The organism is Azospirillum sp. SYSU D00513 (genome assembly GCF_017356015.1).
Classification (GTDB): Bacteria; Pseudomonadota; Alphaproteobacteria; order Azospirillales; family Azospirillaceae; genus Azospirillum.
The window spans coordinates 89,775-111,620 of sequence record NZ_JAFIQV010000001.1 but is presented as its reverse complement, the minus strand read 5'-3'; the positions used below and the strand labels follow the sequence as shown (position 1 = coordinate 111,620).

The window sequence follows — 21,846 nt, the reverse complement described above, 5'->3', positions numbered from 1 at the left end:
AGCGGGAACCCGCTGAAAACACAGCGTGATCGGCCGAAACTGGTAATACCGGATCCGGCCGGGCGGGCCTCCGCGGGCGCCCCCAGTTACTTGTCGAACCGGCGCACGTTTTCAACCATCATCGAGTACATCTGGGTGATCAATTCGGCGGGCCGCAGCCGGCCGAAGGGAATGTTCTCCTTGGCCCATTCCACCAGGCCGGGCGGCGGCTTCACCGGCGCCACCTCGTAGCCCGCCTTCCTGAGAGCGGCCATGACGGCCCTGGCCTGCTTGGCGTAATCCTCGTTGAAGAAGGACTTGTCTGAGTCCTTGATCGCCTTGGCGATGATGTCCTCGAGAGGGGGCTGCATGCCGGCTCGCGCGTGCGGGTTCTGGGAAAGGGACGGGGGAGAGGCGCTGGAATGCGCGAAAGTCAACCTGTCACAGTGCCGCGCGTGTTGCAATTCCGGAGCAAACCGCCTAGGTGCAGCGCTTTGGAATTCCCACGAACATAAGGATCGGCCGAGATGGGTTACAAAGTTGCGGTCATCGGCGCCACCGGCAACGTCGGCCGGGAGATCCTGACCACCCTGGCGGAACGGAACTTCCCGGCGGACGAGGTCGTGGCACTGGCGTCGGAGCGGTCGATCGGCCAGGAGGTCTCCTACGGCGAGGACGACGTGCTGACGGTCCAGGACCTCGCCAAGTTCGACTTCAAGGGCGTGGACATCGCGCTCTCCTCGCCGGGCGCCAAGGTCTCGGCCATCCACACCCCGCGCGCGGCCGCCGCCGGCTGCGTGGTGATCGACAACACCTCGCAGTTCCGCATGGACCCCGACGTGCCGCTGGTCGTGCCGGAGGTGAACGCGGAAGCGCTCGCCGGCTACGCCAAGCGCAACATCGTCGCCAACCCGAACTGCTCGACCATCCAGATGGTGGTGGCGCTGAAGCCGCTGCACGACGCCTTCAAGATCCGGCGCGTCGTCGTCTCCACCTACCAGTCGGTGTCCGGCGGCGGCAAGGAGGCGATGGACGAGCTGTTCACCCAGACCCGCGCCATCTACGTCAACGACCCCATCGAGAAGTCCGTCTTCACCAAGCAGATCGCCTTCAACGTCATCCCGCACATCGACACGTTCATGGATGACGGCTACACGAAGGAAGAGTGGAAGATGAACGTGGAGACGCGCAAGATCCTCGATCCGCGCATCAAGGTCACGGCGACCGCCGTCCGCGTGCCCGTCTTCATCGGCCACGCCGAGGCCATCCACATCGAGTGCGAGAACCCGGTCAGCGCCGACGAGGCCCGCGAGGTGCTGCGCCGCGCCCCCGGCGTCACCGTGATCGACCACCGCGCGCCCGAGGGCTACGTGTCCCCGGTGGAATGCGCCGGCGACGACCCCGTCTTCATCAGCCGCATCCGCGAGGACGCCACCGTCGAGAACGGCATCGCCTTCTGGTGCGTCGCCGACAACCTCCGCAAGGGCGCCGCGCTCAACGCCGTGCAGATCGCCGAGATGCTGGTGCGGGATTACCTGAAGAAGTAAGGCCCGCTCATTACCGGCAGGGAGTCGGTTTCTCTCTGCCGCGTCTTCGCCGTCATCCCCGCGGAAGCGCGTGGACGCTAACTGTTGTACATCGGCCCGTTTTGCCGAAGCCTGCAATCTCCCTCCTCGTCATTCCCGCGAAAGCGGGAATCCAGTCCTTCCCGTAGCGAACCCTTTGGAAACTCTGGATCCCCGCGTCCGCGGGGATGACGGTGGAAGGTGGTCGGAACCTTGCTTTGGTCGATCAACCCTCAAAGTTAGCGCCTATGCGCGGAAGCGGGGATCCAGAACTTCACAAAACGAACTCTATGGAAAAGCCCTGGACCCCCGCTTTCGCGGGGGTGACGGAGACGTGCTGGCTTTTTGGGAGAGGTGGCGAGGTCCAGGTTGAATGTGGAGTCGCCGGCCTCAATCCTTGAAATACAGCCGGTACAGCGCCGAATGGTCGAGCCCGCCGTCGCCCTGTTCGATCAGCCTTTCGAACAGCTCCCGGTTCTTGTTCAGCGACGGCAGCTCGATGCCCGACTGGGCGGCCAGCTCCTGGGCCTGCTTCAGGTCCTTCACCTGGGTGACGACGCGGCCGCCCGGCGTGAAGCTGCCGGTGACCATGCGCTCGCCGTGCAGCTCCAGGATGCGGGATTCGGCGAAGCCGCCGCGGATGGCGTCGCGCACCTTGGCGGGATCGACACCGGCCGCGCGGGACAGGGCCAGCGCTTCGGAGACCGCGCCGATGGTCAGGGCCACGATCAGCTGGTTGGCCGCCTTGGCGACCTGGCCGGCGCCGAGCTCGCCGACATGGGTGATGCGCTGTCCCATGGCCTGGAACAGCGGCAGGGCGCGGGCGAAGGCCTCCTCCGTGCCGCCGGCCATGATGGTCATGGTTCCGGCCACGGCGGCGACCTGGCCCCCGGAGACCGGCGCGTCCACCCATTCCGAACCCCTGGCGCGGACCTCGCCGCCGAGCCGCCGCGTGTCCGCGACCGCCGTCGTGCCCATGTCGATGACCAGCGAGCCGGGGCGCAACGCCGGGAGCAGGGCGGCCGTCACGGCTTCCACCGCGACCGTGTCGCTCAGCATCAGGACGATGGTGTCGGCGCGCTGGGCGACCTCGGCCGGGCCGGCGGCCGGGCTCATGCCCTCGGCGGCCAGCTCCTCCACCGGGCCGGGGCTGCGGCTGGAGACGACCGGCAGGGCGCCGGCCTTCTGGAGGTTGCGGGCCATCGGCTTGCCCATGAGGCCGAGGCCGATGAAGCCGACGGTGCGGCCGGAGAGGTCGGGGCGTACGGGATCCAAGATGGTCAGAGCCTCATGTGGCGGGCGCGGGCGCCCCGTTCGATGGCGGCGGCGGAAAGCCGGTCGATGCCGAGCTTGTGGCGGATGATCTCCAGCATGCGGATCTCCTCCTGCGAGGCCGACTTGTCCGCCGCGGCGATGTCGCAGGCGACGGCGTAGGCGGTCTCGTACAGCCGCTGGGGCAGGGCGTCCCGGACGATCTGGAGAACGGAGTCGAGCCCGTCGGAATCGGCCAGGATGCGGGTGCATTCCCGCGCCACCTCGACCAGCCGGGTGGAGTCGAAATCGCGGAAGATCGGCAGGTAACGCACGTTCTCGCCGATGGTCTCCAGCTCCAGGTCGGTCATGTCGGCGTCCGACGCCGAGACCAGGACCATGACGTAGATGAGCGCGCTGTGGTGGTTGATCATCGGAACTCCAAGAGGCCTGCGGCAATAGGCCCCGCGCAATCTTGCCCCGCGCCGCCGGCCCGTCAAGGGTGCCATGCGCGAAAGGGGAAGGGGGTCTGCTCGACAGCCGCGCCGCGCGGCGGATAAGGTCGGCACCCATGTCAGCCGTTCTCAACGTGGCACTCCCCGTTTTCGCCATCATCCTGGCGGGCATCCTCTCGGGCCGGACCGGGATCCTGGGCGCCGCCTCGTCGGAGGCGCTGAACAAGTTCGTCTATTGGGTGGCGCTGCCGCCGGTTCTGTTCCTCGGCACCGCGCGCCGGTCGCTGGCGGAGATCCTGAACGTTCCCTTCATCGGCGCCTTCCTGGGCGCCATGCTGGCGACCTACGCGCTGGGCGCCCTGATCGGCTGGCTTCTGCACCGGGAACGCTCGCAGGTCCTCTGCATGCAGGGGCTGACGGCCTGCTTCTCCAACACCGGCTACATGGGCATCCCGCTGTTCCTGGCGGCCTTCGGCGCCGACCATCTGGCCCCGGCCATCCTCGCCACGGTGATCATGAGTTCCGTCATGATGGCCATCGCCGTGGTCTGGATGGAGTTCGCCAACAGCCGGGGCAACGGGGCCGGCCGGGCGCTCGCCGACGTCGGGCTCGCCCTGGTCCGCAACCCGCTGATCATCGCGACGGCGCTCGGGCTGCTCTGGTCGGTGCTGCTGACCGGCGTGCCGGTGCCGCGCCCGGTGGCCACATATTGCGAGCTGATGGGGGCGGCGTCGGGTCCTTGCGCGCTCTTCGCCATCGGGCTGTTCCTGGCCACGCGGCAGATCCGCGCGCCGGCCGGGGAGATCGCCTGGATCACCGCGCTGAAGCTGCTGGTCCAGCCGGCCCTAACCTGGGCTCTGATCGCGACGCTCTTCCCCATGGATCCCTTCTGGACCGCCGGCGCACTTATTCTGGCGGCGCTGCCGACCGGCGGCCTGACCTTCGTCGTCGCCCAGCAGTACCAGACCTACGTCGAGCGCACCTCGGCCGCCATCCTGGTCTCCACCGTGCTGAGCATGGTGACGCTGTCGGGCCTGCTGGCGCTCTACGCGCCCGCCGGTTGAGCCGGGTCCGCTGACCAAAGGCTGGCTTGCGGCGCCTTGCGCTTTATCCTAGCTCTGGTTGTGCCGGCCGCCGGCCCGGCCCTCCGCGGGAAGCTCGACAGGAAGCGCATGTTCTCCCAGCCGAATGGCGTGTCAGGCATGGGCCTCATACCGGCCCGTCTCAGGCCGGGAACCATCCGCGGCTGGCTTCTGCTGCTGACGGCGAGCGCGCTGGTCCCGGCGCTGCTCCTCACGGTGTTCCTGCTCGCCGACGTCCACCGCTCCGCCCGTGCTCAGGCCGAACAGCAGCTTCTCGCGACGTCGCGCGCCCTGGCGCTGGTCGTGGACCGGCAGCTCGGCCAGTACGAGGCGCTGCTGCGCGCGCTGGCCACCTCGCCGCATCTCGCCAGCGGCGACCTCCAGGCCTTCCACGGACAGGCCGGCATGGCCGTGCCCGAGGGCACCTGGGCCCTGCTGCTCGACCGCGACGCCCGGCAGTTGCTGAACACGCGCGCGGCCTGGGGCGTGCCCCTGCCGCAGGCGACCGCGCCCGAAAGCGCCTGGAAGGAGCTGGAGGCCGGGCGGACGCACACCTGCAACCTCTTCGCCGCCTCGATCACGGGCGAACCGGTGCTCTGCGTCGAGGTGCCCGTCACGATCGGCGGGGAGAACCGCTACGACCTCCGGCTGACCTTCACGCCCTCCACGCTCAGCCGCATCCTGGTTGAGCAGCGCCTGCCCGAAGGCTGGTTCGGCACCATCCTGGACCGCTCCAGCACGGTCGTGGCGCGCAACCGCGACAACGCCGCCTTCGTCGGCCGGAAGGCCACGCCGGACCTGCAGGCCTCCCTCGCCCGCCAGAGCGAGGGCGTGCAGGAAAGCATGTCGCTCAACGGCACGGCGACGCTGGTCGGCTTCAGCCGGGCTCCGGGCTATGGCTGGTCCTTCGTCGTCGCCGCACCTCGCGAGGAGCTGTTCGCCGCACCCCGCCGCTCGCTGTGGGCAGGGCTCGGCGCCAGCGGCGTGTTGCTGGGGCTGGGCGCCGCCGTTTCGCTGCTGGTGGCGCGCCGCATCCAACGCCCCATCCGCGCTCTCGCCGGTGCGGCCGTCCGCATGGGGCGGGGCGAGACGGGCGGCGTCCCGGCCACGGGAGTGGCCGAACTGGACACGCTCGGCCGGGTGCTGGCCCGTTCCACCGCCGACCTGCGCGTCCGCGAACGGCAGCTCACCGAACTGAACGCGGAGCTGGAGGAGCGCGTCCGCGACGCCACCGCCCGCCACGAGCAGGCCGTGGAGAAGCTGCACGAGGCCCGCAAGATGGAGGCGATCGGTCAGCTCACCGGCGGGGTGGCGCATGACTTCAACAACCTGCTCCAGGCCGTCGGCGGCTGCCTGACCATGATCGGGCGGCGCACGGACGAGCCGAAGGTGAAGCCGCTGCTCGACGCGGGGCAGCAGGCGGTGGACCGGGGCGCGAAGCTGGTCCAGCAGCTCATGGCCTTCGCGCGGCGCGACAGCCTGCGGCCGGAGCCCATCGACATCCGGGAACGCGTGCTCGGCACGTCCGGCCTGCTGGAGCGCGCCTTGCGGGCGGACATCCGGGTGGAGACCCGCTTCGGCCCCGGCCTGTGGCCGGTGGAGCTGGACCCGACGCAGTTCGAGCTGGCGCTGATCAACATGGCGGTGAACGCGCGCGACGCCATGCCGGACGGCGGCGGGCTGACGGTCGAGGCCGAAAACGTGACGCTGGAGCCCGGCGACCCGTCCGGGCTGGAGGGCCAGTTCGTCCGGCTGTCCGTGTCGGACACCGGCACCGGCATGCCGGCGGAGGTCCGCGCCAGGGCCTTCGACCCCTTCTTCACCACCAAGGAAGTCGGCAAGGGCAGCGGCCTCGGCCTCGCCCAGGTCTACGGCCTCGCCCGTCAGGCGGGTGGTGCTGCCCTAATCGAGAGCGAGGAAGGGCAGGGCACCACCATCACCCTCCTCCTGCGCCGCTCCGCCGTGCTTCCCAGGGCAGCCGAGCCGGCGGTTCCGCCGGACGCGGCGGGAGCGAGTGGGCGGAGCGGGCGCGTGCTGCTGGTGGAGGACGACCCGCTGGTCGCGTCGGCCATCGCCGCGATCATGGAGGAGCTGGGCTACGACGTCGCCCGCGCAGGCACCGCCGACGAGGCGTTGCCGATGCTGACCGCCGGGACACGCATCGACCTCCTCTTCTCCGACGTCGTCATGCCGGGCCGGCTCAGCGGCGTGGACCTCGCCCGCGAGGCCCTGCGCCTGCGGCCGGACATGCCGGTGGTGCTCAGCACCGGCTACAGCGACAAGATCGCCAGCGCCGAGGGCGTGCGCGTGCTGCCGAAGCCCTACCGCGTGGAGGAGCTGATCCGCGTGCTGGACCTCGCCATGGCCGAGGCGCGGCGGGAGATGGCGTGAACCTGAAAACACGGGCCTGAAATGACATCGGGGCAGGCGGACATCCACCGAACGTCCGCCAGACCCGATCGTGCGGCAATCCGCGGTCAGGCCGCCCGGACGTTGGACAGGAAGTTGCCGACCTCGACCTGGAGGCGCTGGACCTCGCGGGACATCAGGCCGGCGGCGTCCAGCACGCCGGAGGCGACGTTCCCGGTCTCGATCACGGCGCGCTGGGCGGCCGTGACGTTGCCGGCGACCTGCCGCGTGCCCTCGGCGGCCTGCTGGATGTTGCCGGCGATCTCGCGCGTCGCGGCACCCTGCTCGACGACCGCCGCCGACACCGCCGAGGTGACCTCGTCGATCCGCGTCACGCTGTCGCCGATGCCCTGGATGGCCGATACGGCGGCTCCGGTCATGGACTGGATCTCCGCGACGGTGGCCTGGATCTCCTCCGTGGCCTTGGCGGTCTGGGTCGCCAGCGTCTTGACCTCGCTTGCCACGACGGCGAAGCCCTTGCCGACTTCACCTGCGCGGGCCGCCTCGATGGTGGCGTTCAGCGCCAGCAGGTTGGTCTGGCCGGCGATGCCGCTGATCATCGCCACGACGTCGCCGACGCGCTTGACCGACTCCGCGAGCGCCTCGATGGCGGCGTTGGCGCGCTCCGACCGGGAGACGGCGTCCGACGCGATCTGCGAGGACTGCGCGATCTGGCGGGAGATCTCGTGAATGGAAGCCGACAGCTCCTCCGTGGCCGAGGCGACCGTGCCGACGTTGGCGCTGGTCTGCTCGGCGGCGGCGCTGGCGGCGGTCGTCTCTCCGCTGGCGGTCGAGGCGGCGGCCGTCATGCTGTCGGCGGACACCCGCATCTGCGCCGCGGACGACGCCATGGCGTCGACCATCGCCTTGACCGAGGCCTCGAACCCATCGGCGAGCGTGCGCATCTCCGCCCGCCGCTCCTCGGCGGCCTGCTCCTTCAGCCGCTCCTGCTCGGTGCCGAGCCGCGCGGCCTCGGCCGACCGCTCCTTCAGGACGGCGACCGCCTGCGCCATGGTGCCGATCTCGTCGCGCCGCTCCAGGCCCGGAACGGTCACGGACAGGTCGCCGTCGGCCAGCCGGTGCGTCGCCCGGCCGAGGTCCAGGATCGGGCGGGTGATGCGGCGGCCGAGCCAGAGGGCGGCGGCGAAGCTCAGCAGCGCCAGCACGGCGATGACGCCCGCGGCGCGCAGCGCGTTTTCGCGTGTGGCCGCCTCGACATCATCGAGATACACGCCGGACCCGACCACCCATTTCCAGCCGGGGGTGAGCTTCGAGTAGGTCGCCTTGCGCAGCGGCGGCGTGTCCGGCTTCTTCGGCCAGAGATAATAGGTGAAGGCGCCACCCCCCTGGGCCGCCTGGATCATCTCGCGGCTGAAGAAGGTGCCGTTGGCGTCCTTGTTGTCGATCGACTTCGAGCCTTCGCGGTCCTTGAACAGGCCGTTGACGATGATGACGCCGTCGAGTCCGCGCGCGATGACGTATTCGTTCCCGTCGTAGCGGATGGCACGGAGCGCCTGCTTCGCCGCGTCCTGCGCAGCCTCCAGCGGCATCTCGCCGCGTGCCGCCCGGCCCTCGAAGGATTCCACGATCTTCACCGCGGATTCCGTGACGACCCTGGCCCGCGCCTGATGCTCGGACAAGGTGATGTCGCCGATCATGCGGATCGACAGGAAACCCGCCAGGACCAGCGCGATCGAGGCGACGGCCGGCAGAAGGAGTATGCGGCCGTTGATGCTGTGGAAGGCTGCTTTCATGTTCCGTCCCTTGTTCTTGTAGACGCTTCGCTCCCGCTCACCTCTTCGAGGTAAGCCTATTGGGCGGAACAGGGACTGAACGAGTCATTAACGTGCGCAGAATATGCTAATATACTAATTATAATTCTTTGGATGCTTGGTCAAAGAAAAGTCGTTGCGCATCCGAAAATGCCTGCACTTGTGCTGGTTGTAATCCGCTGACATTGAGTTGCTTGGCCGATCCATGAGAACGGCAGGTCATTTGCGGATTTTCAACCGCGATGCTTTTGGATTTCCGTTTCCCGAAGGGTGCCAATGCAGGCATGCGCAATGCCGGTTTGTGCCCGCCTCACCAGCCCCGCAGGAACTCCCCCGTCGTCTCAACCGCCTCCTTCAGCCCGACGCGCTTGACCTCGACGCCTTCCGGGAAGGCGCCGAACAGGCGGCTCGGCATCATGGGGTCGAGCAGGACGAAGACGCCCGTGTCGTCGGCGCGGCGGACCAGCCGGCCGAAGGCCTGCTTCAGGCGCAGGCGCGCGATCATGTCCTCGTAGCGGCGGCGGCCGAAGGCGTCGCGGCGGGCGCGGTGGAGGATGTCGGGGCGGGGCCAGGGCACGCGGTCGAAGACGATCAGGCGCAAGGACCGGCCCGGCACGTCCACCCCGTCGCGCACCGCGTCGGTGCCGAGCAGGCAAGCGTGCTCCGTGCCCCGGAAGATGTCGATGAGGGTGGAGACGTCCAGCGGATCGACATGCTGGGCGTGCAGCGGCAGGCCGGCGGCGTCCAGGGGATCGACGATGCGGTCGTAGACGCCGCGCAGCCGGCTGATCGCGGTGAAGAGGCCGAGCCCGCCGCCCCCCGCCGCCATGAACAGCTCCCGGTAGGCCGCCGACACCTGGCCCAGGTCGTCCTTGCGCACGTCGTTCACCACCATGACGCGCGTGCGGTTGGCGTAGTCGAAGGGGGAGGGCACCTGGGCGCGGACCGCCGGGCGGGGCAGGTGGGAGGCGCCGCAGCGGTCCTCCGCCGCCTGCCAGTCCTGGGCGGTGTCGCCGGTGCCGTCGGTGAGCGTGGCCGAGGTGACGACGATGCCGTGCGCCGGGCCGGCCAGCGCCTCGGCGAAGGGCACGGTCGGGTCGATCCAGTGACGGTAGAGCCCGACGTCGAGGATGCGCCCCTCCACCCGCTCCACCGCGAACCAGTCCACGAACTGCGCCGGCGTCTCGGCGGGCAGGGCGCGCAGCATGGCGCGCCAGCCCTCCACCGTCATGGTGCCACGCCGGTGCAGGCTGCGCGACAGGGCGTCGATGCGGCGGCGCTGGTCGGAATCCAGCTCCGCCGCCTCGTCCTCCAGCCGCTGGGCGAGCCGTTTCGACAGCGCCTCGATCGGCTCCGACAGCCGGGTCAGCGCCCGTTCCAGCTCCTCCGCCGCCTCCAGCAGCCCGTCCACCGGGTAGGCCTTGTCGGCCTCCAGGCTGTAGGGGCCGCCGGTTCCCTGGGTGCGGGTGTAGACTTGCTGGCGGGCGCCGAGCAGGAAGCGTTCGAGAGGGCCGTTCGGGTTGTCGGCGGCGAGCCGCGCCGCCCAGCCGTCGCCGGCCAGCACCCGCGCGCCCATCAGCACGGCGTCGAGCAGGGCTTCCGCCTCCTGGTCGCCGGCCACGAGATCCTCCAGCCGGCGCTTCAGCCCGCGCGCCCGGCCGCGCCCGCTCTCCTCGGCACCCAGCAGCCAGCGGCGCAGCTCCTGCGTCTCGCGGCCGGTGAGATGGCCGGCGAAGGCGCCGTCGGCCGCGTCGAAGACATGGTGCCCCTCGTCGAAGACGTAGCGCGTCGGCAGGGTCGGCTCCTCACCGCCGCCCAGCGCCGCCTGCACCATCACCAGCGCGTGGTTGGCGATGACCACGTCGGCCTTGCGGGCGCGCCGGATGCCGCGCTCGATGAAGCAGCGGCTGTAATGGTCGCAGGCCGAATAGATGCACTCGCCGCGCCGGTCGGCCAGCGCCAGCGTCGTCCCGCGCCCCAGCAGGTCCACCAGCCAGCCCGGGAAGTCGCCTCCGGTCAGGTCGCCCTCGCGCGTCGCCGCGGCCCAGCGCGCCATCAGCCCGACGGGCACCGCCAGGTGCGGCTGCATCGGCATGGCGCGGATCGCGTCCTCCAGGTTCAGGACGCAGAGATAGTTCTCCCGCCCCTTGCGCAGCACGACCTTGCGCGCCTTGGTCGCCGGGTCGGGGTAGAGCCGGTCCAGCTCCGCGTCGATCTGGTGCTGGAGGTTCCGGGTGTAGGTGGAGATCCAGACCGTGCCGCCGTTCTTCTCCGCCCAGACGGTGGAGGGGGCGAGGTAGCCCAGCGTCTTGCCGACGCCCGTTCCGGCCTCCGCCAGCACGACGTTCGGCGCGTCGGCCTGCGCCTTGGGCGCGAAGGCGGCGGTGACGGCGCTGGCGTAGTCGGCCTGCTGCGGGCGCGGCTCCGCGACCTTGCCGGGCACCGAGGCCGACAGCATCTCGGCCAGCCGGCGGCGCGCCTCCATCGGCTCCACCGGATGGTGGGCGGGCGGCGGCTCAGGCGGCTCGTTCTCCCATTCCTTCAGCTTTGTCCAGACGCGCAGGCCCGCGCGCGCGCCGCCACTGTCCGGCCCATCCGGCTTGCCGAGTGCCGCCAGCACGGCGGGCGCCCAGGGCCAGCCGGCGCGCCCCATCTCCCAGGCGAAGGCGACGGGGTCGGACTTCTCCTCCCGCCCCGGCGCGCCCAGCGTGCCGAGCAGCCGCCGCACCGCCCGCTGCAGCACCAGCGCGTCGGCCTCCAGCCCGTCGGGGATGGGCAGGTCCAGCGCCTCCGCCAGCCCGCGCGGGGTGGGCACGCAGAAGGTGGCCGGCAGCACGAAGGCGAACAGCTCCAGCACGTCGAAGGCCGGGAAGGGGTCGAGCCCCAGCCGGCGCGCCAGCGCGCGGGCGTGGCAGACCAGCGGCGGCTGGCGGCGGACCAGCAGCTTCGCCTGGGCCGGGGTCAGCTCGTTCACCTCGCCGTCCGGGCTCAAGGCCACGATCCGGCGCGCGCCGGCCGCGAGGGCGAGCGCGTCGTCGAGCGCGAAGGGCCGGTCGGGTGCGGAAGTCAGGTCCATGTCCGCAGTATAGTGGGGCAGGGTGCCGCAATGCGAGCACGCCCTGTTGACCTCGCGCCCCATCCGCCCGAAGGTGGCCTCCCCTGATCGGATGGAGAGGCACGGGATGCGGGTTTCCGGGCGGCGGCTGATGCGGATCGCGGCGCTGGCCGTGCTGGCGCTGGTGGCGGTCAGCGTCGGGGCGGCTGTTCTGTACCGTTTCCTGCCGGTGCCGGTGACGCCCTTCATGCTGGTCCGCGCCGTCGGTGGGTCGGGCATCGACAAGGACTGGGTGCCGCTGACGGAGATCTCGCCCCAGCTCGTCCGCGCCGTGATCGCCTCGGAGGACGCGAAGTTCTGCGACCATCTCGGCTTCGACTGGGCCGCCATCGAGGGCGCCTTCGCCGCCATCGAGGATGGCGGACGGCTGCGCGGCGGCAGCACCATCAGCCAGCAGACCGCCAAGAACGTCTTCCTCTGGCAGGACCGCACCTGGATCCGCAAGGGAGCGGAGGCCTATTTCACCCTGCTGATCGAGACCCTCTGGTCCAAGCGCCGGATCATGGAGGTCTATCTCAACGTCATCGAATGGGACGACGGCGTCTACGGCGCGGAGGCGGCGGCCCGCCACCATTTCGGCAAGTCCGCCGCCACCCTGAGCCGTCGGGAAGCCGCGCTGCTTGCTGTCGTGCTGCCGAGCCCCCGCAACTGGTCGGCCGGCAAGCCCGGCCCCTACGTGTCCCGCCGCGCGGGGGTCATCGAACGGCGCATGGGGGTGGTGGAGAGCGACCGGCTGGACGATTGCGCGGGGTAGGTCCGCGCCAAGGGCGCGAGGGTGGGGCTGGAACCCCGGCAGGGGCTAAGCCGTTGGTTGGATTGAGCAGCGCGCGGCCCGCGCGCCAACCGATGGGATCAGGATCATGAACACCGAAACGATCGTCCGCGAAGGCTATGACCGTCTGTTCGGCGGCGAGAAGAACATGGGCATGGGCGAGCGCATCGTCTCCACCGGGCTGGGGCTCGCCATCGCGGCCGGCGGCCTGCGGCGCGGCGGCGACCTGCCGGGTGCCATCATGGGGCTGTTCGGCGCGGCCATGGTCGCCCGCGGCATGAGCGGCCACTGCCCGGTCAAGGCGACGCTGGAAGGCGGCCACCACCAGATCGCCGGCAGCACCGGCAGCCAGACCGAGGCGCTGAGCCGGGAGCCTTCCTACTCCTGAGCCCTTTGGAGTTTTTGCCGCCCGAGGCTGGTATTTTTGCCGTTCCACGCCACGACGTGAAAACGGCGCCCGGCCCGGCAATAAGTGACTGAACAATAACCACTTTCCGTCATCCCCGCGAAAGCGGGGATCCAGGGCTACGTGTGAACTGCAGACACAGCCTGGATCCCCGCCTTCGCGGGGATGACGGTTAAGTTCTTGGAGTGTTTGGGAAGTCCTGCTCCGGACAATGTGGGCGCCGCGACAGGTCGCCCACCCGGCCACCCGGCGGAAAGCGCCTGTTTTTCCGCTTGCCCGCAGTTGACGCCATGTGTTCCGCGCCCTAGGGTCCCTTCCTTTTCAAGGCCTATGGCAAAGGGACTTATCACCATGACCGGCGAGCGGGATTTGGCGTTGCAGGCGAAGGCGTGGCCGTTCGAGGAGGCGCGCAAACTGGTCGCGCGCTTCTCGAAAGCCCCGCCGGCCAAAGGCTACGTCCTGTTCGAGACGGGCTACGGCCCGTCGGGCCTGCCGCACCTCGGCACCTTCGGCGAGGTGGCGCGCACCACCATGGTTCGCCAGGCCTTCCAGGCGATGAGTGACCTGCCGACGAAGCTCTTCTGCTTCTCGGACGACATGGACGGGCTTCGCAAGGTTCCCGACAACATCCCCAACCAGGAGATGGTGAAGGAGAACCTCGGCAAGCCGCTGACCCAGGTGCCGGACCCCTTCGGCACGCATGAGAGCTTCGGCGCCCACAACAACGCGCGGCTGCGCGCCTTCCTCGACGGCTTCGGCTTCGAGTACGAGTTCCAGTCCTCGACCGAATGGTACAAGTCCGGCCGCTTCGACGAGGCGCTGCTCGGCGTGCTGCGCCACTACGACGAGATCATGGCGGTGATGCTGCCGACGCTCGGCGAGGAGCGGCAGCAGACCTACAGCCCCTTCCTGCCGGTGTCGCCCGCCACGGGCCGTGTCCTGCAGGTACCGATCCTGGAGCGCAACCTGGACGCCGGCACCATCGTCTTCGAGGACGAGGACGGGAAGAAGGTCGAGGTCCCCGTGACCGGCGGCCATGTCAAGCTGCAGTGGAAGCCCGACTGGGGCATGCGCTGGTACGCGCTGGGCGTCGATTACGAGATGTACGGCAAGGACCTGATCCCCTCGGCCGACCTTGCCGGCAAGATCGCGCGCATCCTCGGCGGCCCGCCGCCGGAGGGCTTCAACTACGAGCTCTTCCTGGACGACAAGGGCCAGAAGATCTCAAAGTCGAAGGGCAACGGCCTGACGATGGAGGAGTGGCTCGCCTACGCGCCGCCCGAAAGCTTGGCGCTCTACATGTTCCAGAAGCCGAAGGCGGCAAAGCGGCTTTATTTCGACGTCATCCCGCGCGCGGTGGACGAGTATCTGGCCTTCGTCGGCAAGTTCCCGCAGGAGGAGCCGGCCAAGAGGTTGGAGAACCCGGCTTGGCACATCCACAACGGCAAGCCGCCGGCGGTGCGCTCCGACGTGTCCTTCAACCTTCTGCTGAACCTGGCGGGTGCGGCGAACGCCGAGACCAAGGACGTGATGTGGGGCTTCATCAGCCGCTACGCGCCCGAGGCCACGCCGGAGAACAGCCCCTTCCTGGACAAGCTGGCGGGATACGCCGTCCGCTATTACCAGGACCAGGTGAAGCCGACCAAGCAGTTCCGCGCCCCCACCGACGCCGAGCGCGCCGCGCTGGAGGACCTGCTGACGCGGCTGGACGCCATTCCCGCCGGCGCCACCGCCGAGGCCATCCAGAACGAGGTGTTCGAGGTCGGCAAGGCGCACGGCTTCACCGAGCTGCGCGCCTGGTTCCTGGCGCTCTACGAGGTGCTGCTGGGCCAGAGCACCGGCCCGCGCATGGGCTCCTTCATCCAGCTCTACGGGATCGAGGAGACCAAGGGGTTGATCCGCGAGAAGCTGGCGGCCTAAGCGCCGTCAGGACAGCACCGGCTGGTCGTTGCGGCCCTCCGCGATCAGCCAGTCGCGGAAGGCCGCGATCTTCGGGCGGTCGGCCATCGCTTCCGGGCAGACCGCGTAGATGCCGAAATCGGCGGGGATGCTGAGCGCGAAGGGGCGGATCAGCGTCCCCGCCGCCAGCTCCTCCTCGATCAGCGAGGCGCGCGCCATGGCGACGCCCTGGCCGGCGATGGCGCATTGGATCGCCAGCCCGATGTCGGTCAGCCGCAGCCCCGCGCTGGGCGCTAGGCCCGTCAGCCCGGCCCCGGCCAGCCAGGCGTCCCAGTAGTGGTGCATCTCGTCGTTCAGCAAGGCGTGGTGCCGCAGATCCTCCGGCGTCTCCAGCGGCGGGCGCAGCGCCGGGCTGCACACCGGAAACACCTGATCGTCCAGAAAGCGGACCGCGTGCAGCCCGTCCCAGGTGCCGAGGCCGTGGCGGACCGCGAGGTCGATGTCCGTCTCCCGCGTGAAGTCCACATAAAGCGGGTTCGCGCTGATGCGCAGCTCGATCCCCGGATGCAGCGCGCGGAAGCGCCCGATGCGCGGCATCAGCCAGCGCCCGGCGAAATAGGGCGAGACGCTGACCGTGAGCGTGCCTGAGGCCTCATGCTCCCGCACGCGTTCGACCCCGACCGCCAGCCGGTCGAAGGCATCGCGCACCGCCGGCAGCAGAAGCTGCCCCGCCTCCGTCAAAAGAAGCCCCTGCGGCACGCGCCGGAACAGGGCAACGCCCATCTGCTCCTCCAGCGCGCGGATCTGGTGGCTGACCGCGCTCTGGGTGACGTTCAGCTCCTCCGCCGCGCGGGTGAAGCTCAGCTGCCGCGCCGCCGCCTCGAAGGCGCGCAGGCCGTGGAGCGAGGGCAGGCGCCGGGCCATGATGGTTCATCCGCATGAGTTCAACTCATGCAGGCTAGAGAAAGCCTCGTTTGCGGACAAGGGGGAAGGGGCGCAGTTTCCGGCCTGCACGATCCCTTCCGAAAGGCCCGTCCCATGAACGCGTTCGATCGCTCAGCACAAGGCCGGAACATTCTTCCCGCATATCCGGCGGCATCGCTCCCGGGCCGTTTCCTGGCCCTGCTGGGCCGCTGGATCGAGCGCGGGCGGCAGCGCCGCGCATTGGAGGCGCTCGACGACAGCCAGTTGCGCGACATCGGCCTGACCCCGCTGGAGGCGCGGCAGGAAGCGGAAAAGCCCTTCTGGCGCGAGTGACGGCGGGGCGGGTCAGCCCTCGCCCGCCTCCCTGAACAGCACCCCCGGCCCGCCCTGGTCGGCGGACAGGAACGTCACGCCGGCCGCGAGGAAGGCCTGCACGAGCAGGGTCTCCGTGCTCCGGTGCAGCGCGTGGCGGCCTTTTTCGAAGTCGCGGACGGTTCCACGGGACACGGCGGCCCGTTCCGCCAGCTCCTCCTGCGTCCAGTCGAGGAAGCCTCGGGCCGCCCGGCATTGGCCCGGGCTGATCGTTGCGCTGTGCGGCATTCTGGTCGGAAATCCTGACAGCTTCCGTTGAAAATGACCAATTTGACCAACATATGGGAGGTGCAAAGAACATTTCAAACCGCGAAGGGAGGCCCGCCTCTATGCCCCATCACACGTCACTGATCGCCACCATGGTCGCCGGCCTCGTGCTGGCCTTCGCGCTGGGCGCCCTGGCCAACCGGATCAAGCTGTCGCCCCTGGTCGGCTATCTGCTGGCGGGCGTGGTGATCGGGCCCTTCACGCCGGGCTATGTGGCCGACCTGCACCTGGCCCCGCAGCTCGCGGAAATCGGGGTGATCCTGCTGATGTTCGGGGTCGGGCTGCATTTCTCGCTGGATGACCTGATGAAGGTGCGCGCCATCGCGGTGCCGGGCGCGCTGGTGCAGATCGGCTTCGCGACTCTGCTCGGCTGGGGACTGGCCCATGCGATGGGCTGGGACCTGGGGGCCGGGCTGGTCTTCGGGCTGGCGCTGTCGGTGGCGAGCACGGTGGTGCTGCTGCGCGCGCTGGAACAGCTCGACCTCTTCAAGACCGAGCGCGGACGCATCGCCATCGGCTGGCTGATCGTCGAGGACCTCGCGATGGTGCTGGCGCTCGTCCTGCTCCCGCCGGTGGCACAGATGCTGAACGGGAACGGCGGCCAGGAGGGCGGGCCGGGCGGGGAGCTGTGGCTGTCGCTGGCCGTGACGCTGGGCAAGGTCGCGCTGTTCGTCGCGCTGATGCTGATCGGCGGCCGCCGGATCGTGCCCTGGATGCTCGCCCGCATCGCGCGGACCGGCTCGCGCGAGCTGTTCACGCTCGGCGTGCTGGCGATCGCGCTCGGCATCGCCTACGGCTCGGCGGTGCTGTTCAGCGTGTCCTTCGCGCTCGGCGCCTTCTTCGCCGGCATGGTGCTGAGCGAATCCGACCTCAGCCACCGCGCGGCGGAGGAGCTGCTGCCCCTCAAGGACGCCTTCGCCGTGCTGTTCTTCGTTTCGGTCGGCATGCTGTTCGATCCGGGCGTGCTGGTGCGCGAGCCGCTGGCCGTGGCGGCGGTCTTCGCCATCATCGTCTTCGGCAAGTCGGTCGCCGCCTTCGCGCTGGTCAAGGCCTTCCGCTACCCGACGAGCACCGCGCTGATGGTCGCGGTCAGCCTCGCCCAGATCGGGGAATTCTCCTTCATCCTGGCCGGGCTCGGCGTCGGGCTGAACGTCCTGCCGGAGGAGGGGCAGGCGCTGGTGCTGGCCGGCGCGCTGCTGTCCATCACCGCCAACCCCTTCCTCTTCGCCTTCCTGAACCGCCTCCACGCGAAGGAGGAGAAGGCTCCGGCCCCGGCCGTGGCGATGGACGAGGAGGGGGGCGGCCCCGCTTACGACTTCGCGGGCCATGTCGTTCTGGTCGGCCACGGGCGCGTCGGCCGGCAGGTGCTGGAGACGGTCGCGCACAGCGGGCTGCCGCTGGTCGTGATCGACCTTCAGCGCGAGCGGGCCAAGGCCCTGCGCGCCGCCGGCCGCAACGTGGTCTACGGCAACGCCGCCGTCCCTGGCGTGCTGGAGCAGGCCGCCATCGACCGGGCGAGCCTGATGCTGGTCGCCGTTCCCGACGGGCTGGAGGCCGGCCGCATCGTCGAGCGCGCGCTTCAACTGAACCCGGAGCTGCGCATCGCCGTGCGGGCGCACAGCGACGAGGTCGTGGCCCATCTGGAAAAGCTCGGCGCCACCGCCGTTTTCATGGCCGAGCGCGAGGTCGCCAGCCGCATGATCGAATACGCCCACGACGAGGCGCGCCCCTTCACGCCCCTGCCGGGCGCCCAGCCGGCGTAGGGCGGGGCCGGCGGCCCCCGCCGCCGGGTTATGTCCCGGGTGGTATGAGGCTGGGCCGAAGGATAGACCCTTCCTCCGAAGTAGCGGGTTGTGGCTCCGGGCGGCAATACCACTGCGCCGGCCGGAAAGCCGGTCGCTCAATTGTCCCCTAACGGATCGAAAGGGTAATCATCGGCCCATCGAACCATTTCGGGGGACAGGAGACGATGTCACAGGAGATACGATCGCTGACGGGATTGCGTGGCGTCGCGGCCATCACGCCGCTTTTGCTCCATTACGGACACAGCCAGCTCGACAGCGGCCCGGTCCATGACCTGTTCATCCGCGGTTCCCTCGGCGTCGATCTCTTCTTCATCCTCAGCGGCTTCGTCATGGCCGTGAGCTATTCGAAGTATTTCGGGGCCAACGCGTCGCTGGACCATTACCTGTCCTTCCTGTGGAAGCGGCTGGCCCGAGTCTACCCGCTCTATTTCATGATCACGGCGGGGGTCGTCCTGCTGGACATGAGGAAGGTGGGGCTGGAGGCCTATGTGGAGTTGCACGGGCTGGACATCCTCGCCAACCTGCTGCTCGTCCACAATTGGGGCATCGGGACGGAAAGCCTGCTGGAGCCGAGCTGGTCGATCAGCACGGAGTTCGCCGCCTACCTCCTGTTCCCGCTGCTGCTGGGGCTGTGCGTCTTCGGCGGCTGGCGGGCCACCGCCGCCATGCTGGCGCTCAGCGCCGCCGGGCTGGCCTTCGTCGCCTTCAGCGGCCTGGGCCGTCCCGCGACGCCGCTGGACGTCGTGACGGGGGACAGCGTGCTGCCGCTGCTGCGCTGCCTGTCGGGCTTCTGCATCGGGCTGATCTGCTACCGGCTCCACAAGCATCCGCTGGCGAAGGCCTGGCTGTCGGGCAGCCTCGTCACGGCGGCGGTGCTCTCCGGCCTCGCCCTGGCCTTCGCCGTCGAGGCGCACGATCTGGTCATCTACGCCTTCTATCCCGTCCTGATCATCAACGCCTGCCAGGGCAGCCGGCTGTGCGACCGGATCTTCGCCAACCGGCTCTCCTACCATCTGGGCGTGATCTCCTACTCCATGTACCTCGTCCATGTGCCGGTGCTGGGCAAGCTCCTGCCGCGTGTGGACGCGCTGCTGGGGGTGGAGAGCAAGGCGGTGAGCTTCGTCCTCTTCCTCGCCATCGTCTGGGCGCTATCCTGGCTGCTCTTCCACCTCGTCGAGAAGCCCGGCCGCGACTTCTTCCAGAAGCTGGGCAGCACCCCGCGCGGCACGAAGGCGAAGGCGGCGGCAGTCTGAGCGCGGACGGTTCGAGGGATGGATTCTGAAAGGGCGTCGGCCGCAGGCCGGCGCCCTTTCCCCCTCAGCTCTTGGCGCGCGGGTGGGCCGAGCGGTAGACGGCCATCAGCTGCTCGGTCTCCACGTCCGTGTAGCGTTGGGTGGTGGACAGCGAGGCGTGGCCCAGCAGGTCCTGGATCGCGCGCAGGTCGCCACCGCCGGCCAGCAGGTGGGTGGCGAAGCTGTGGCGCAGCGCGTGGGGTGTGGCGCTGTCCGGCAGGCCCATGAGGCGGCGGAGGTGCTGCATCTGGCGCTGGGCGATGGCCGGGTTCAGCGCGCCGCCGCGCACGCCGACGAACAGCGGCGCGTCCGGCCCGCCGTCATAGGGGCAGGCGTCGAGATAGTCCCGCACCGCTTCGGTCACGGCGGGCAGGAGTGGGACGATGCGCTCCTTGCTGCCCTTGCCGGTCACCCGCAGCGTGTCGCCGAGCGGCGCGTCCCGGCGGGCGAGCCCCAGCGCCTCCGAGATGCGCAGGCCGCAGCCGTAGAGCAGGGTGAAGAGCGCGCGGTCGCGCTTGCCGATCCAGGGCTCCTCCCGGTCCTTCTCCGCCTCTTCCAGCAGGCGCCCGGCGTCCAGCTCGGTCAGCGGGCGGGGCATGGGGCGCTTGGCCTTGGGCGTCGTCAGGGTGGCGATCACCGGATTGTGCATGCGCCCGCTGCGGTCCATCCAGCGGAACAGGTTGCGCACGGCGGCCAGCGCCCGCGCCCGGCTCGCCGCGATCAGCCCGTCGCCGGCGAGCTTCGCCAGCCAGGCGCGGAAGTCCGCCGCCTTGAGGTTGCCGAGGTCGTTCAGCGAGGGCGGGCGACCACCCGTGTATTCGGTGAGGAATTTCAGGAAGACGGCCACGTCGCCGACATAGGCGGTCAGCGTGTGGCGCGACATGTTGCGCTCGCTGTCCAGCCAGCGCCGCCAGGCGATCAGCGCGTCCTGCAGGTCGGCCTGCGCGGAGAAGCCAAGGACGGGTTCCGTGTCCGCCGGAGGCGGCGCTTCGGTCATGCCGGCAGTTCCAGCCAGCCGCGGATCACCCGCTCCACGACGCGGGCGAGGAAGCCCACCAGCTCGGTGCCCTGGCCGGTGTGGAAGGTGTCCGGCTCGCGGCTGCCGAAGGCGAGCAGCCCGTCGGGCGTCTCGCTGGAGACCTGGATGCGGATCAGCGCCTCGGACCGGACCAATCCCGCGCCGGGGCCGTAGATCTCCGGGTCGCCCTGCACGTTGGCGTTCAGCACCACGTCGGCGGTGCCGAGATACTGGTTCACCACCCCCTGGTCCACCACCCGCACGCCGCTGCTGTGGACGTGGGGGATGTCCTGCCCGTTGGATTCGACGACGAGGCAGGCGACGTCGAGGTCGAGCAGGACGGCGAGGTCCGTCGTGATGGTCTGGATCAGCTGCTCGAAGCTCTGCGCGTCCAGCAGGAACAGCACGGCCGCGTGGATACGGTTCTGGCTGTTCACGTTGGCTCGCGTGGTGCCGATCAGCTCGCGCTGCTGCTCCTTCAGCAGGCGCAGCTCGCCGCGCAGCCGCTCCACCATGAAGGCCTGGAGGTCCACCACCCCACGGCCGCGGTCGATCGACGGCGGCGTCAGGTGGTGGACCAGCTCCGGGTTTTGAACCAGGAAGTCGGGGTGGTCGCGCAGATAGGCGCGCACCTGTTCGGCGGTGGGTGCGTCGCCCATATGCTTGTGTCCCGGCTCTCGGCTCATGATCGGGTCCGGACCGTTGCTCAGAGGATCGACTGGCCGGTCTTCTGCCAGTCCGCGACGAATTGGGCGAGGCCCTTGTCGGTCAGCGGGTGGTTGAAGAGCGACTTCAGGACCGACGGCGGGGCGGTCACCACATGGGCGCCCAGCCGGGCCGATTCGACGATGTGCATCGGGTTGCGGATCGAGGCGACCAGCACCTCGGTCGTGAAATGCTCGTAGTTGCTGTAGATCTCCACGATCTCGGCGATCAGGCCCATGCCCTCCTGGCCGATGTCGTCCAGGCGGCCGACGAAGGGGGAGACGAAGCTGGCGCCCGCCTTGGCGGCGAGAATGGCCTGCGCCGCGGAGAAGCAGAGCGTGACGTTGACCATCGTGCCTTCGGAGGAGATCGCCTTGCAGACCTTGAGGCCGGCGGGCGTCAGCGGCACCTTGACCGTGACGTTCTTGGCGATCTTGGCAAGCTTCCTGCCTTCGGCCAGCATGGTCTCGAAGTCGGTGGAGGCCACCTCCGCGCTCACCGGGCCGTCCACGACGTCACAGATCTCGGCGACGAGGTCGAGGAAGCTGCGGCCGGACTTGGCAACCAGCGAGGGGTTGGTGGTAACACCGTCCAGGAGACCGCTGTCGGCCAGGTCGCGGATCTCGGCGATGTCGGCGGTGTCGACGAAGAACTTCATAACGAGGGTCCATGCTTGCTGGAGCTGAGGGAAACCGGCACACGCCGCCCGGAACGCGCGTCGAAACCCGCGTCCCGGCGCATCGCCCGGCCTTTCGGTC

Annotated in this window: 19 protein-coding genes; 9 read left to right on the top strand and 10 right to left on the bottom strand. The window is 69.6% G+C overall.

Annotated features, from left to right (window positions below; genetic code table 11):
• Nucleotides 1–86: 86 nt before the first annotated feature.
• The gene (locus tag JUB11_RS00480) at nt 87–350 is read right to left on the bottom strand and encodes a hypothetical protein (RefSeq protein ID WP_207455210.1); all 264 of its coding nucleotides are present in this window, start codon (nt 348–350) and stop codon (nt 87–89) included.
• Between the two features lie 156 nt (nt 351–506).
• Here JUB11_RS00480 and JUB11_RS00475 point away from each other — a divergent pair, with 156 nt between their 5' ends.
• Nucleotides 507–1,526: an aspartate-semialdehyde dehydrogenase gene (locus JUB11_RS00475; protein ID WP_207455207.1), complete on the top strand. Its 1,020-nt coding sequence runs from the start codon at nt 507–509 to the stop codon at nt 1,524–1,526.
• A gap of 408 nt (nt 1,527–1,934) precedes the next feature.
• Here the strand turns inward: JUB11_RS00475 and JUB11_RS00470 are convergent, their stop codons facing one another.
• Both JUB11_RS00470 and JUB11_RS00465 read right to left on the bottom strand, forming a co-directional pair.
• Complete coding sequence (locus tag JUB11_RS00470) at nt 1,935–2,819, bottom strand: NAD(P)-dependent oxidoreductase (RefSeq protein ID WP_247886748.1); 885 nt, start codon at nt 2,817–2,819, stop codon at nt 1,935–1,937.
• Nucleotides 2,820–2,824: 5 nt separating this feature from the next.
• Entirely contained in the window at nt 2,825–3,229 is a 405-nt protein-coding gene (locus JUB11_RS00465; protein ID WP_207455204.1) for a tellurite resistance TerB family protein, read from the bottom strand.
• A gap of 137 nt (nt 3,230–3,366) precedes the next feature.
• Here JUB11_RS00465 and JUB11_RS00460 point away from each other — a divergent pair, with 137 nt between their 5' ends.
• Complete coding sequence (locus tag JUB11_RS00460) at nt 3,367–4,314, top strand: AEC family transporter (protein WP_207455202.1); 948 nt, start codon at nt 3,367–3,369, stop codon at nt 4,312–4,314.
• A 108-nt stretch (nt 4,315–4,422) separates the two neighbouring features.
• Nucleotides 4,423–6,723: an ATP-binding protein gene (locus JUB11_RS32565; RefSeq protein WP_247886747.1), complete on the top strand. Its 2,301-nt coding sequence runs from the start codon at nt 4,423–4,425 to the stop codon at nt 6,721–6,723.
• Between the two features lie 86 nt (nt 6,724–6,809).
• Here JUB11_RS32565 and JUB11_RS00450 read toward each other — a convergent pair whose 3' ends face one another.
• Together JUB11_RS00450 and JUB11_RS00445 are read right to left on the bottom strand one after the other, a co-directional pair.
• Entirely contained in the window at nt 6,810–8,495 is a 1,686-nt protein-coding gene (locus JUB11_RS00450) for a cache domain-containing protein (protein ID WP_207455199.1), read from the bottom strand.
• Nucleotides 8,496–8,823: 328 nt separating this feature from the next.
• Complete coding sequence (locus tag JUB11_RS00445) at nt 8,824–11,589, bottom strand: ATP-dependent DNA helicase (RefSeq protein WP_207455198.1); 2,766 nt, start codon at nt 11,587–11,589, stop codon at nt 8,824–8,826.
• 106 nt (nt 11,590–11,695) lie between these two features.
• On the opposite strand from JUB11_RS00445, the gene mtgA reads away from it, so the two are divergent.
• The 3 genes from mtgA to JUB11_RS00430 all read left to right on the top strand — a co-directional run bounded on the left by mtgA (nt 11,696) and on the right by JUB11_RS00430 (nt 14,726).
• Nucleotides 11,696–12,382, top strand: a complete 687-nt coding sequence (gene mtgA, locus JUB11_RS00440) for a monofunctional biosynthetic peptidoglycan transglycosylase (RefSeq protein ID WP_207455197.1) — start codon at nt 11,696–11,698, stop codon at nt 12,380–12,382.
• A 106-nt stretch (nt 12,383–12,488) separates the two neighbouring features.
• Complete coding sequence (locus JUB11_RS00435; RefSeq protein ID WP_207455196.1) at nt 12,489–12,788, top strand: DUF2892 domain-containing protein; 300 nt, start codon at nt 12,489–12,491, stop codon at nt 12,786–12,788.
• A 369-nt stretch (nt 12,789–13,157) separates the two neighbouring features.
• Complete coding sequence (locus JUB11_RS00430) at nt 13,158–14,726, top strand: lysine--tRNA ligase (RefSeq protein ID WP_207455195.1); 1,569 nt, start codon at nt 13,158–13,160, stop codon at nt 14,724–14,726.
• A gap of 6 nt (nt 14,727–14,732) precedes the next feature.
• Here JUB11_RS00430 and gcvA read toward each other — a convergent pair whose 3' ends face one another.
• Nucleotides 14,733–15,629 carry a transcriptional regulator GcvA gene (gene gcvA / locus JUB11_RS00425; protein ID WP_207455194.1) on the bottom strand — a complete coding sequence of 299 codons (897 nt, stop codon included), beginning with the start codon at nt 15,627–15,629 and terminating at the stop codon, nt 14,733–14,735.
• Nucleotides 15,630–15,743: 114 nt separating this feature from the next.
• Here gcvA and JUB11_RS00420 point away from each other — a divergent pair, with 114 nt between their 5' ends.
• Nucleotides 15,744–15,962 carry a DUF1127 domain-containing protein gene (locus JUB11_RS00420; RefSeq protein ID WP_207455192.1) on the top strand — a complete coding sequence of 73 codons (219 nt, stop codon included), beginning with the start codon at nt 15,744–15,746 and terminating at the stop codon, nt 15,960–15,962.
• A gap of 12 nt (nt 15,963–15,974) precedes the next feature.
• Here JUB11_RS00420 and JUB11_RS00415 read toward each other — a convergent pair whose 3' ends face one another.
• Entirely contained in the window at nt 15,975–16,229 is a 255-nt protein-coding gene (locus JUB11_RS00415; protein WP_207455190.1) for a helix-turn-helix transcriptional regulator, read from the bottom strand.
• 101 nt (nt 16,230–16,330) lie between these two features.
• Here JUB11_RS00415 and ybaL point away from each other — a divergent pair, with 101 nt between their 5' ends.
• Complete coding sequence (ybaL, locus tag JUB11_RS00410) at nt 16,331–18,031, top strand: YbaL family putative K(+) efflux transporter (protein WP_207455187.1); 1,701 nt, start codon at nt 16,331–16,333, stop codon at nt 18,029–18,031.
• 206 nt (nt 18,032–18,237) lie between these two features.
• Complete coding sequence (locus tag JUB11_RS00405; protein WP_207455185.1) at nt 18,238–19,326, top strand: acyltransferase; 1,089 nt, start codon at nt 18,238–18,240, stop codon at nt 19,324–19,326.
• A 64-nt stretch (nt 19,327–19,390) separates the two neighbouring features.
• On the opposite strand, the gene JUB11_RS00400 is transcribed toward JUB11_RS00405, so the two are convergent.
• The 3 genes from JUB11_RS00400 to fsa are packed head-to-tail and all read right to left on the bottom strand — an operon-like array spanning nt 19,391 to nt 21,746.
• Complete coding sequence (locus JUB11_RS00400) at nt 19,391–20,362, bottom strand: tyrosine recombinase XerC (protein WP_207455183.1); 972 nt, start codon at nt 20,360–20,362, stop codon at nt 19,391–19,393.
• Nucleotides 20,359–21,042: a DUF484 family protein gene (locus JUB11_RS00395; RefSeq protein WP_247886746.1), complete on the bottom strand. Its 684-nt coding sequence runs from the start codon at nt 21,040–21,042 to the stop codon at nt 20,359–20,361. The genes JUB11_RS00400 and JUB11_RS00395 overlap by 4 nt, the downstream gene beginning before the upstream one ends.
• Before the next feature lie 47 nt (nt 21,043–21,089).
• Nucleotides 21,090–21,746, bottom strand: coding sequence for a fructose-6-phosphate aldolase (gene fsa, locus JUB11_RS00390; RefSeq protein ID WP_207455179.1), 657 nt, complete (start codon nt 21,744–21,746; stop codon nt 21,090–21,092).
• Between the last annotated feature and the right edge of the window lie 100 nt (nt 21,747–21,846).